10 protein-coding genes and 1 pseudogene are annotated in these 11,954 nt (G+C 62.7%); 4 read left to right on the top strand and 7 right to left on the bottom strand.

Features of this window, described 5'->3' with window-relative positions; genetic code table 11:
• Window positions 1-632, top strand: a 632-nt coding sequence (locus EN932_RS16860) for an SH3 domain-containing protein (protein WP_128368923.1), incomplete at its 5' end; no start/stop codon positions are given.
• Window positions 633-635: 3 nt separating this feature from the next.
• On the opposite strand, the gene EN932_RS16855 is transcribed toward EN932_RS16860, so the two are convergent.
• The 4 genes from EN932_RS16855 to EN932_RS16840 all read right to left on the bottom strand — a co-directional run bounded on the left by EN932_RS16855 (window position 636) and on the right by EN932_RS16840 (window position 3,911).
• Window positions 636-1,370, bottom strand: a complete 735-nt coding sequence (locus tag EN932_RS16855; protein ID WP_127369910.1) for a general secretion pathway protein GspK — start codon at window positions 1,368-1,370, stop codon at window positions 636-638.
• 192 nt (window positions 1,371-1,562) lie between these two features.
• Complete coding sequence (locus EN932_RS16850; protein WP_127384758.1) at window positions 1,563-1,886, bottom strand: hypothetical protein; 324 nt, start codon at window positions 1,884-1,886, stop codon at window positions 1,563-1,565.
• A gap of 70 nt (window positions 1,887-1,956) precedes the next feature.
• The gene (locus EN932_RS16845) at window positions 1,957-2,766 is read right to left on the bottom strand and encodes an RHS repeat-associated core domain-containing protein (RefSeq protein WP_127384759.1); all 810 of its coding nucleotides are present in this window, start codon (window positions 2,764-2,766) and stop codon (window positions 1,957-1,959) included.
• Between the two features lie 398 nt (window positions 2,767-3,164).
• A complete protein-coding gene (locus EN932_RS16840) occupies window positions 3,165-3,911 on the bottom strand; it encodes an SDR family oxidoreductase (RefSeq protein WP_127369261.1) in 747 nt (248 codons plus the stop codon).
• 315 nt (window positions 3,912-4,226) lie between these two features.
• Between EN932_RS16840 and zwf the strand changes: the two genes are divergently transcribed.
• The 3 genes from zwf to edd all read left to right on the top strand — a co-directional run bounded on the left by zwf (window position 4,227) and on the right by edd (window position 8,290).
• Window positions 4,227-5,696 (top strand): glucose-6-phosphate dehydrogenase, encoded by a 1,470-nt coding sequence (gene zwf, locus EN932_RS16835; RefSeq protein ID WP_013530236.1) that lies wholly within the window; start codon window positions 4,227-4,229, stop codon window positions 5,694-5,696.
• Window positions 5,678-6,394 carry a 6-phosphogluconolactonase gene (pgl, locus tag EN932_RS16830; RefSeq protein ID WP_127369260.1) on the top strand — a complete coding sequence of 239 codons (717 nt, stop codon included), beginning with the start codon at window positions 5,678-5,680 and terminating at the stop codon, window positions 6,392-6,394. Before zwf ends, pgl begins: the two co-directional genes overlap by 19 nt.
• Window positions 6,395-6,466: 72 nt before the next feature.
• On the top strand, window positions 6,467-8,290 hold the full coding sequence (gene edd / locus EN932_RS16825; RefSeq protein WP_027162289.1) for a phosphogluconate dehydratase: 1,824 nt from the start codon (window positions 6,467-6,469) through the stop codon (window positions 8,288-8,290).
• Between the two features lie 68 nt (window positions 8,291-8,358).
• Here edd and EN932_RS16820 read toward each other — a convergent pair whose 3' ends face one another.
• The 3 genes and pseudogenes from EN932_RS16820 to EN932_RS16810 form a co-directional block, all read right to left on the bottom strand.
• Window positions 8,359-10,023 (bottom strand): VWA domain-containing protein, encoded by a 1,665-nt coding sequence (locus EN932_RS16820; RefSeq protein ID WP_127384761.1) that lies wholly within the window; start codon window positions 10,021-10,023, stop codon window positions 8,359-8,361.
• 378 nt (window positions 10,024-10,401) lie between these two features.
• Window positions 10,402-11,364 carry a GlxA family transcriptional regulator gene (locus EN932_RS16815; protein ID WP_013530232.1) on the bottom strand — a complete coding sequence of 321 codons (963 nt, stop codon included), beginning with the start codon at window positions 11,362-11,364 and terminating at the stop codon, window positions 10,402-10,404.
• A 56-nt stretch (window positions 11,365-11,420) separates the two neighbouring features.
• Window positions 11,421-11,954: pseudogene (locus tag EN932_RS16810) on the bottom strand (bifunctional methylenetetrahydrofolate dehydrogenase/methenyltetrahydrofolate cyclohydrolase); the annotation flags it as partial.

The following is an 11,954-nucleotide window of genomic DNA, read 5'->3' as shown; positions in this document are numbered from 1 at the left end:
TTCCAACGGTTCCGGTGAAGACGACGAAAATAACCCCGGTTGGGGCCGCGGTCGCTGCGGCAGCCGTACCGCAGGCGCGCAAGTCCGACGCAATTCCAACAACTGTGGCGGCCGCGCAAGACAACATTCCCGCACTCGCCGCCAATGACCCACGCTGGACCGGTTCCCAGCTGAAGGCCGCATCCGCGTCCGATTCGACTGCTCCCAGCCAGGTGGCGGACAAGGCACCCGACAAGCAAACGGCGGCATTCGCGCAGCCGGCAGCCGATACCGATGCCGCCACCGAACTTGCCAAGGTAGCCGCGCCCGGCGCAACCGCGGGCAACCATCCCGACGGCGCACAAACCGCCGCCATTCCCGAGGTGCAACCGCAAGTGCCGGCTCAAGAGCCAGCGGCAGAAGGTGATGACAGCCAGGCCAAGGCGAAGCCAAGGAAAGCCGCAGCCGCCGGAACAGGACGCATCCTGAGGGCCGTGACCATGCGAAGCGGCCCGAAGAAAAATGCCGCCGCCATCGGTACGGTGCCAGCCAAAACCTCGGTGCAGGTGATGAGCTGCAAGAAATGGTGCCAGATCACCTACAACGGCAAGACCGGCTGGATCTACAAGAGCTACATCAAGACCGGCGCCTGACGTCTACCGCCTTGGGTGAGGCACGCCCCTTGTCTTGGCGCCTATCGTTCCCAAAACCGCTGCAGTGCGGAGCAGGCTTGCTTGATCGCCCGAACGGCTTTCGAAGACATAGCCGGCGGAACCGACGATTGCCGACCCTCGCCGGCTGACGGAAACCTCGATCGTGAAGGCCTGCTCGGGTATCTTTGCACCTGCCGATGTTCCGGCCTTGACGAAGTTGGCCAGCGTGGGGCCGGCTCGACTTACGACCAGATCGCCGCGCCGCGAATTGACCGTGAATGTGCTGTAGAGATCAGGCAAGGAGATCGAGCGCAGCCTGGAAAAGTCCTGCAGCTCAGCGACGGATTCGAACGGTGCATGCTTGAAACCACCCACGACTTCGACCTTTTGCGTGGCCACCGCGGCAAAGATGCTGGCGCCGCTGCGCGAATATTCGACCGCGATCGCAAGCCAGTTGGACATCTCCGGATCGACACCGAGCGAGGCGAAACCCTGGACAAGCAGAGTGTGATCGGCGGCGTTAAGATCGATCAGGCCCGAATGCCCCTGCAGCCGCGTCACGACGGTCAGATTGCCGACCACGCAGGAGACTGGCTCGAAATTGAGCGGCAACCCGATGTCCGGCCCGGCGCTCGACAGGCGCGCGGCCAGCACGTTGGTCAGGCCTTCGGCGAGCAGGCCGAACCGCTGGCTTTCGGTCTCATTCGAAGCGATCTTGAGCCGCGTCCAGGCGGTCAAGGCAAAGGTCGAGGTGATGGCGGAGACGATGAGGAGGAAGACAAGGACAGCGACGAGGGCGAAGCCGGCGGATTGGCACTCGCAAGAGGCCGATGAATCATCGGGGATTTTCTTCGACCACAGTCCACCATCGAGAATAAAAGTGCACTGTCACCGCAATTCCCTACAATCGTTGTTTATCTCTTCTTTAAATCATTCATCCCAAATCAACCTTAAATTTTTGTTTATTGGTATATATTGGTCAAATGTTAATCCATTAAAATCAAAAGTAATCGATTCGTCTTTTGCTATTCCCCTTAATTTTGACCCAAAATAGGATAACGAGCTCATTATAACCTTAAATTCACTCAATCCAGTCAACTTTATTCTTGATGTTACTTTTCCGTTTCTTATGAAGATTGCCTCTGTTTCATATAAATCTCCTTCGCTTTTATTTTTATTGATTTTTGTTATTCCAAACTCAAATAAATCATCTGAGTTCAAAACTTCCAGCCTCTCCCGAAATAGAAATTTCATAGCTACATTTTCCATATTGGAAACGGCGGCAAGGGTTTCCCTGCCCTACAAGCGGCATATCTTTCACTGGCTATTGCCATACAAGCTGCATACCAATTTCTACCAGCTTTGGTTGTGCGCCCGCCACCACGCCCGAGGATAGCAATTGGCACTGTGCCTCATCAGCGGCAAGCTGTTCCTCACAAGGGTCGTCATCCGGCGGCCCAGCTGGCGGCGGAGGCGGAGGCGTCGTACGCCGTTCCGACGACATCGGGCAAGATTGTGGCCCTGGCTGCGGGGGGGGACGTAAAACGCAGTCCAAGGGATTGCCACCCCAACACCACCATCGATTCCCTCCTGGACCTGGAACCCAATACAACCCGCTCGGATCCACCTTCATCAGCGGGCTGTTGCCGACATACGCCCACCTTGACGGCCCATTCGGCATACCGAGCGGATCGGGCTGCAGATAGCGCCCGATGGAAGCATCATAATGGCGGTGCCAATTGTAGGCCAGCCCCGTTTCCATCTGGAACCACTGGCCGGGGAAGCGTTGGTTGAGCGTCGCGGTGCCGCTGATGCTACGTACCTCGCCGAAGGGCAGATAGCTCGCCTGCCAGACGACATTGCGACCCTGGTCGGTCATCATGACCGGCCGCTTGAGCTGGTCGGTCAGCACGTAATAGAGTACCGGCGTCGTGCCGGCGTCGGCGACCATCGCCAGCGGCCTGCCTTCGACCCAGACGTATTCGGTGATCAGCGCGCCGGACGCATCGTATTCGGCGATCACATTGCCGTCGAGGTCGTGCACCATATGCAAGGTGGACGAGGCCGCGATGGTGCGAGACACCAGCCGCGACAGATAATCGTAGATGTAGCTGCCTGCCGCCGTACTGTTCACGGTGGCCGCCGAAAGCTGGCCGGCGGCATTGTAGCTGTAGGTCTTGGTGAGCTCCGGCGAGACGGTCGCGTCCTGCGTGACGTTGCCGGCAAGGTCCGACTGGAAGCCGCGGCTCGGTGCGCCGCCGGTGAGGATGCCGGTCAGCCGGCTGGAGCCGCCCTGAAGGCTGTAGGTATCGATAGAGGTGACGCCACCAATGGTTACGGTGCGCTGGGTGATGTTGCCGACACCGTCGATCGTATAGGTGAGGCTGCCCCACGGCCCATCGGCATTCTCGATGAAGCCGTTGGCCGTATAGGTGTAGGTCTCATTGTTGGCGGGGTTGATCCTCGATTGCCGTGAGATTGCGCTTGTCCTGGTATTGCAGCGGATGAGATCCTGGCCTGCTACCCAGGCGTTCAGATGCAGCGGCCGCCGTCGACCTCCAGCGCCACGCCGGTGATGAAGGCGGCTTCGTCCGAGGCCAGCCAGAGTGCGGCGTTGGCGATGTCGAGCGGCGTCGAGAGCCGGCCGAGCGGGATCGATGCGCGGAACTTCTCGCGGATTTCGGGTGTGTCGGCGCCCATGAATTTCTCCAGCATGCCGGTCTCGCCGGCAACCGGGCAGAGGCAGTTGACGCGGATGTTCTTCGGCGCCAGTTCCACCGCCATCGATTTGGTGGCGGTGATCGCCCAGCCTTTCGACGCATTGTACCAGGTGAGGCCGGGGCGCGGCCGCAGACCCGCGGTGGAGGCCGTGGTCAGGATGACGCCGCCGCCCTGCCGCTCCATGATCGGCACCACGGCGAGTGCCGCGTGATAGATCGCCTTCATGTTGACGGCGGTTATCAGGTCGAAGGTCTCCTCGTCGACATTGAGCATGTCGCCGTTGCGATGGGTGTAGCCGGCATTGTTGACCATGATGTCGATGCGGCCGAATGCGCTTTTGGCGGCATAGATCATCTCGTCGAATTCGGAGCGCAGCGAGACATCGGTCTGGGTCCAGATCGCCGCTTCGCCGATCTCGCCGGCGACGCGCTCCGCGTCCTTGGCGTTGAGATCGGCGACAACGACCCTGGCACCCTCCTGCGCAAAGCGCCTGGCGATGCCCTCGCCAAAACCGGACGCAGCACCGGTGATGACGGCAACCTTGTTTTCCAGACGCATGTTTTTCCCGCTCATGATTGATGACGATCAACCGGCGCGCCGATAGCGCACATCCGCGCGAACCCGTGGCTTCTGGCCGGATTGCTCGAAAGATGTGCGGCCATCGCCGATTTCTCCTTTGGCTTTCGCGTCGATCCCGCTCTATGCTGCAACTGCGAAGGCTTCCGGTGCCGCGCCTGTCGACAAGCCTCTGGGTCATCGGACTGTCAAGGGGCAGGCGCATACACCCAGATGTGACACCATGGCACTGGAAAATTTAAATCGATTAGATTATATCAGCCGCGTCACAGCGACCGGCGTCAGAGCGGACAGACCATGACCAGCCAGATCATCCCCGTCGATCCTTTCGACTTCATCATTTTCGGCGGCACCGGCGATCTGTCGGAGCGCAAGCTTCTGCCGTCGCTCTATTATCGCCAGCGCGACCATCAGTTTTCGGAGCCGACACGCATCATCGGCACCTCGCGCTCGAAGATGAGCGACGAAGAATTCCAGGCCTTCGCCAAGCAGGCGATCTCGGACCACGTCAAACCGGCCGACATCGACGCCAAGGAACTGAAGACCTTTCTGGCGCGGCTGTCCTACGTCTCCGCCGATGCGACGAGCGGCGCCGGCTTCGACAAGCTCAAGAAGGCGATCGGCGACAGCGACCGCATCCGCGCCTTCTACCTGGCGGTGGCGCCGGCGCTGTTCGGCGACATCTCGCACAAGCTGAAAGAGCACAATCTGATCACGCCGAACTCGCGCATCGTGCTGGAAAAGCCGATCGGCCGCGATCTCGATTCGGCACGCAAGCTCAACGACCTGGTCGGCGACGACTTCCACGAAAGCCAGATCTTCCGCATCGACCATTATCTCGGCAAGGAGACGGTGCAGAACCTGATGGCGCTGCGCTTTGCCAACGCGCTCTACGAACCGTTGTGGAATTCAGCCCATATCGACCATGTCCAGATCACCGTGGCCGAGACCGTCGGCCTGGAGGACCGCGTCACCTATTACGACAAGGCCGGCGCGCTGCGCGACATGGTGCAGAACCATATGCTGCAGCTCTTGTGCCTCGTCGCCATGGAAGCGCCGTCGTCGATGGATGCCGACGCCGTTCGCGACGAAAAGCTGAAGGTGCTGCGGGCACTGAAGCGCATCAACGGCAACGAAGCGCCGAAGCACACCGTGCGCGGGCAGTATCGCGCCGGGGCTTCGGCCGGCGGACCGGTGAAAGGCTATGTCGAGGAACTCGGCAAGGACAGCAACACCGAGACCTTCGTCGCCATCAAGGCCGAGATCGGCAATTGGCGCTGGTCGGGCGTTCCGTTCTATCTGCGTACCGGCAAACGGCTGGCGACGCGGGTTTCGGAAATCGTCATCGAATTCAAGCCGATCCCGCATTCGATCTTCGGCGACAGCGCCGGACCGATCTTCGCCAACCAGCTTGTCATCCGGCTGCAGCCGGACGAAGGCGTCAAGCAGTTCATCATGATCAAGGATCCGGGCCCGGGCGGCATGCGGCTGCGCCAGATTTCGCTCGACATGAGTTTCGCGCAGTCCTTCGACGGCCGCGCACCGGACGCCTATGAGCGGCTGATCATGGACGTCATCCGTGGCAACCAGACCCTGTTCATGCGCCGTGACGAAGTCGAGGCGGCGTGGAAATGGATCGACCCGATCCAGAATGCCTGGGAAAGTGCCAGGCAGGAGGCGCAGGGCTACACGGCGGGCACCTGGGGTCCATCGGCCTCGATAGCGCTGATCGAACGTGACGGGCGGACATGGCACGAGAGCAATTGAACAGCGCCGCCTACAGCTGGAACGGCTTCAGCGGGCGCCAGGAACTGGCGGCAGCCCTGGCCGGCCATGTTGCAGGCAGACTGACCAAGGCGATCGCCGAGCGCGGCACGGGGTTGCTCGCCGTCTCCGGCGGCACCACGCCGGCAAAATTCTTCGCCGCCCTTTCAGCGATACCCATCGCCTGGGACAAGGTGATCGTGACGCTGGTCGACGAGCGTTTCGTGCCGGCCTCCTCGCCACGCTCCAATGCCGGGCTGGTGGCCGCCAATCTGTTGCAGAACGCGGCCAAGGCGGCTCGTTTCGTGCCGCTCTATCACGAAGCCACCAGCATCGAGGATGCGGCCTCGTCCGACGATGCAGCGCTCCGATCCTTGCCCTGGCCGCTCGATGTCGTTGTGCTCGGCATGGGGCCGGACGGCCACACCGCCTCGTTCTTTCCCGATGCCGTCGACCTGGCAACGCTGCTCGACCCGTCTTCCGACAGGATCGTGCTGCCGGTTCATGCGGCAAGTGCGGGCGAGCCGCGGCTGACCCTGTCGCTGGCCCGCATCGTCGAAGCCGGCTTCATCGCGCTGCACATCGAGGGTGAGGACAAGCGTATCGCCTTCGACGGCGCGGTGGCGCCCGGGCCGCGAAAGCCAATCCGCGCCGTGCTCGACGCAGCGCAAAAGCCCGTAGAGGTTTTCTGGGCACCCTGATTCTCGATTTACACCGGGCCCGGCAAACGGCGGGAGGATGTTTCCGGGACCTCGCCTGAAAGGACCGATACCATGACCGCCAGACGCGACATCGAAGCCATCACCGAACGCATCCGCCAGCGCTCTAAGCCCGGCCGCGAGCGTTATCTCAGCCGCATCGCCGAGGCGTCGAACCGCGCCGCCAACCGGGCCGTTTTGTCGTGCGGCAACCTCGCTCACGGCTTTGCGGTGTGCAGCCCTTCGGAAAAGCTCGCGCTGGGCGCCGACAAGGTGCCGAACCTCGGCATCATCACCTCCTATAACGACATGCTGTCGGCGCATCAGCCGTTCGAGAGCTTCCCCGCGCTGATCAAGGATGCAGCCCGCGAAGCCGGCGGCATCGCCCAGGTGGCAGGCGGCGTGCCGGCGATGTGCGACGGCGTCACCCAGGGCCAGCCCGGCATGGAGCTGTCGCTGTTTTCGCGCGATGTCATAGCCATGGCCGCCGCGATCGGCCTGTCGCACAACATGTTCGACGCCGCCGTCTATCTCGGCGTCTGTGACAAGATCGTGCCGGGGCTGGTGATCGCCGCCCTCACCTTCGGCCATCTGCCGGCGGTGTTCATTCCGGCCGGACCGATGACATCAGGCCTGCCCAATGACGAAAAGGCCAAGGTCCGCCAGCTCTACGCCGAGGGCAAGGCCGGACGCGCCGAACTGCTGGAGGCCGAGTCCAAATCTTACCATGGACCGGGCACCTGCACCTTCTACGGCACGGCGAATTCCAACCAGATGCTGATGGAGATCATGGGCCTGCACACGCCGGGCGCGTCCTTCGTCAATCCAGGCACGCCGCTGCGCGAGGCTTTGACCCGCGAGGCGACCAAGCGGGCGCTGGCGATTACTGCGCTTGGCAACGCCTATACGCCCGTCGGGCGGATGATCGACGAGCGCTCGATCGTCAACGGCGTCGTCGGCCTGCATGCCACCGGCGGCTCGACCAATCACACCATCCACCTGATCGCCATGGCGGCGGCGGCCGGCATCGCCATCACATGGCAGGATATTTCCGACCTGTCGGAAGCGGTGCCGCTGCTGGCGCGGGTCTATCCGAACGGCCTCGCCGACGTGAACCATTTCCACGCCGCCGGCGGGCTCGGCTTCCTGATCCGCGAACTGCTCGACGAAGGCATCCTGCATGAGGATGTGCAGACGGTGTGGGGCGAAGGCCTGCGGCCTTATGCGGTCGAGGCAAAGCTCGGCGCCGACGGAGGCGTGGTGCGCGAAGCCTCGCCGCGGACAAGCGGCGACGAAAAGGTGCTGGCGCCTTTCAACAAGGCGTTCCAGGCGACCGGCGGCCTAAAGGTGCTGTCAGGCAATCTCGGCCACGCCGTCATCAAGACTTCCGCGGTGAAGCCGGAGCGGCGTGTCATCGAGGCGCCGGCCAGGGTCTTCGACAGCCAGCAAGGGCTGAACGATGCGTTCAAGGCAGGCACGCTGACCGGCGATTTCATCGCCGTCATCCGCTTCCAGGGGCCGAAGGCCAATGGCATGCCGGAGCTGCACAAGCTGACCACCGTGCTCGGCATCCTGCAGGACCGCGGCCAGCGCGTGGCGCTGGTCACCGACGGACGCATGTCGGGCGCCTCCGGCAAGGTGCCGGCAGCGATCCATGTCACACCGGAAGCGGTCGAGGAGGGTCCTATCGCCAGGATCCATGAAGGCGACATCATCCGGCTCGACGCCGATGCCGGCACGCTGGAAGTGCTGGTGCCGGCCGGCGATTTCGCGCTGCGCCGGACGGCGGATGCCGATCTCATCGGCAACGAGTTCGGGTTCGGCCGCGAGCTGTTTGCCGGCTTCCGGCAACTGGTCGGCCGCGCCGATCATGGCGCCAGCGCCTTCGGCACGGCCTGACGGCAGTTCTGCGCAACCCATGAAAAGGGGCGGCACTTGGCCGCCCTCTTGCGGTTGTGCATACGATTCTATTGCACGGTTAGCTCAGCTCGCTCGCCGGCTTTGACCGTCACGTTGCCTTCTTTCGAACTGTTGTCGGATTTCTCCGAGACGACGGCATAGTCGCCCGCCGGGATCGCTGCCTGGTACTTCTGGTCGAATGCATAGCCAAGCGACTTGCGGTTGCCGTTGATGTCCTTTTTGGCCTCGAAAATCTCGATCTTCGAGGCTCCCGGCGCGGTGATCGCCAGCACGCCGGCATTCATTGCGATTTTCAGATCCTGAAATTCGCCGACCTTGACGGTGAACGGCTGCTCGACAACGGCGAGATCAACCGTCGCAATCAAGACATAGTCATCGGCCGGCAGATCGAATTTGCTGTCGGGTCCGTAGGCATAGGTCACCTCGTCCCTGGTTCCATCGATCTTCTTTTTTGCCTTGAGCACCTTGAAGCCGATGCCTGAACCGTCCGCCTTGTCGCCGCCGGCAGCATAATAAGCATTGGCAACGACATGGCCGACACCGACAATCATGTCCTTTTCCACGGTCTTGCCGGCAGCCAGCGGAATCGTTTCGGTAGCCACGCCCTGGCCGATCGTGACCGTCACTTTCTCGTCGCCGGCCGGCAACACGGCTTTCGTGGTCCCATAGAAGGTGGCGGGCATGTCAGCACCCGGATAATCGATGACGATGGCCGCGCCATCGACGACATCTGCCCCCTCGCTCGGTCGCGGATGGATGATGAGCGTGCCGGCATTCAAGTTGAAGAGAGGCGCGTAGACTTGGCCCGCCTCGATCTTGACTTTCTGCTCGGTCTTGGCCTGGCCGTCGCTGGCCACGACGATATAGTCGCCCGGTTCCAGATTGGCCTTGTAGGCGCCGTATTCGGTGCTGACGTAGTCGCCGCGCGTACCGTCGGGTTTCGCCTTGTAGATCTCCCAGGCGTTGCCGTCAGTGACGGAATCGCCGCCCTCGGCAAGCACCGCTATCGGCAGGAAATTGAAGTCCGGTTTGGCCGGCTCGGGCGCGGGTGCCGGCGCAGGTGCCGGAGCCGGTTCAGGAGCCGGCGCTGGTGCTGCCACGGTCTCGGCAAGCGCCTCCTGCAGCGCCTTCTCGTCGGAGGCCTGGATGTATTTGCCGCCGGTGTTGTCGGCGAGGCAGGCGATCTGCTTGCCCTCGTCGGCGGTGAGGCCGAAGCCGACGACATCGGCGGTGAAGTCGACGCCGGATGCCTCGAGCTCCTTGCCAAGCGCGCAGGGGTCGCCGCCGCATGTTTCGAGCCCGTCGGTGATAAGCACGACGGTCGCCTTGTCCTCGGTGTATTTCAGCGCCTCGGCCGCCTGTTTGACCGCCGCCGTCAGCGGCGTCTTGCCGAGGAATTTCAGGCTGTCGGCGGCGGCCGAAATGGCGCTGCCCGAACCTGCCTGCGGCGGCACGATCAGCTGGATGTCGTCGCAGCTGCCCTTTTCACGGTGGCCATAGGCCATGAAGCCGATCTCGTCGTCGGTGGGGACCGATTGAAGCACGGTTCGAAGCGACTCGCGGGCGATTTCGAGCTTGGGCTTGCCGTCGATCTGCGCCCACATCGAGCCGGAGGCATCGAGAATGATGATGACCTTGTTTGCGGCGAAGCCGAACGTCGTCATCGACAAAAGGAGGATCGCCGCAGCGACGCCCCGTGCAAGTCCCGCCATCGAAATCTCCTAAATCCGCCCCTGATCCGGGCGGCAAGCTATTTGACGCGGCGCCGGGACACAAGTCCGGGCGCCCGGTGCGCAGGGCTGCGGACCCAGCTTAACAAAAGTCCTGACGGCGGCCAGTTCGGCGGGGTCGGCAGCCTTTTCCCCGGCAATAGGAATTTTTTCTTGACACCATGACCTCAGCTAAGGTACATATTTGGCTATGGTGCTGATTTGCGCCGGTGACCCGCCGCAATAGGCGGGTTTTTCGTTTGATGCACCCGTCAACCTACGCGCGGCGAAGGCTCCGAAAGAACCCATTAACCCGAATTCATAGCCCTGGCCCGATGCGCGGGGCCGAATGCCGAACTCTCAACGAAAACGAAAACCAGCTTAGTAAGTCGTGCGGCGTTCTTCCGAAGGCGGCCTGCCGAATTGCAGCCGATAGCTCTGGGCGAAGTAGGAATGCGAGGTGAAGCCCGTCGCGATCGCCACGTCGAGGATCGGCATGTTGGTCTGGCGCAGCAGTTCGCGCGCCCGCTCCAGCCGCAGCCGCATGTAATAGCGGCCGGGCGTGACGCTGAGATGGCGCAGGAACAGGCGCTCGACCTGGCGCACCGAAAGGCCGGCGGATTTGGCCAGCTGTACCGCCGAAAGCGGCTCGTCGAGGTGGTCGGCCATCAGTTCGACGATGCGCCTGAGCTTCTCCGACTTGCCGGTCAGGTCGCGTTCGGGTCCGACGCGCTGACGGTCGCCGGCCGAGCGGATGCGTTCGTGCTGGAACTGGTTGGCGACGCCATTGGCGAGGTTCGAGCCGAAATCGCCGCGCACGATCTCCAGCATCAGGTCGATCGAAGTGGTGCCGCCGGCACAGGTGTAGCGCTTGCGATCGATCTCGAAGACGTTGCCAGTGCAGTTGATGTCGGGGAATCGCTCGACGAAGCCGGCACGGTTTTCCCAATGGATGGTGCAGCGATAGCCTTCGAGCTGGCCGGCCTCGGCCAGCAGGTAGGACCCGACCGACAGGGCACCCAGCGCATTGCCGCGCCGGCCCCAGCTTCGCAAAGCCGCCAGCACCTTGCTCTTGCCGGGGAATTCGGTCGTCAGCCCGACCGAGACGAAAAGGATATCGACCGGCGGCAGGTCGGCAACGGCGTAGTCGATCTTGAGCGGCAGGCCATTGGAAGCCATCACCGGATCGCCATCGGCCGACACCGTGGTCCAACCGTAGAAGTCGCGGCCAAGCAACCGGTTCGCCGACCGGAACGTATCGATCGCGGCAGCCAGCGAGAACATGGAGAACTTGTCTACCAGCAGGAATGCGAACTGCCGGCCGCCTTGAACGGGGTCAGTCATGACCGGCCGTTCTGAGGGAACACTGGGGTTCGGCAAAGCTGCAGCTTTCTGGCGGGTCAGAAGGACGGCCGTTTCAATCCGGCCGCAAGGTAGGCGGAGGCTAACGTATTGGCCATCAGCATGGCAATGGTCATGGGGCCGACACCGCCGGGCACCGGTGTGATGGCGCTGGCGGCCCTGGCCGCTTCGGCATAGGCGACATCGCCGACGAGGCGGGACTTGCCCTCGCCCTTTTCCGGCGCCGGGATGCGGTTGATGCCGACATCGATGACGGTGGCGCCTGGCTTCACCCAATCACCCCTGATCATCTCCGGCCTGCCGACGGCCGCGACAAGGATATCGGCGGTGCGGGCCAAGGCCGGCAGATCCCTGGTGCGGCTGTGGGCGATGGTGACGGTGCAGTTGGCGGCAAGCAGCAGGTTGGCCATCGGCTTGCCGACGATGTTGGAGCGGCCGACGACGACGGCGTTGAGGCCGGACAGGTCCTTGCCGCGCACCCGCTCGATCAGAAGCATCGAGCCGGCCGGCGTGCAAGGCACGAACGCTGTTTCGAGTTCACCGGTGCCGAGCTTGCCGACATTGATGAAGTG

The organism is Mesorhizobium sp. M7A.F.Ca.US.002.01.1.1 (genome assembly GCF_004022955.1).
Taxonomy (GTDB): Bacteria; Pseudomonadota; Alphaproteobacteria; order Rhizobiales; family Rhizobiaceae; genus Mesorhizobium; species Mesorhizobium ciceri.
This window is presented reverse-complemented; position numbering and strand designations above follow the sequence as displayed.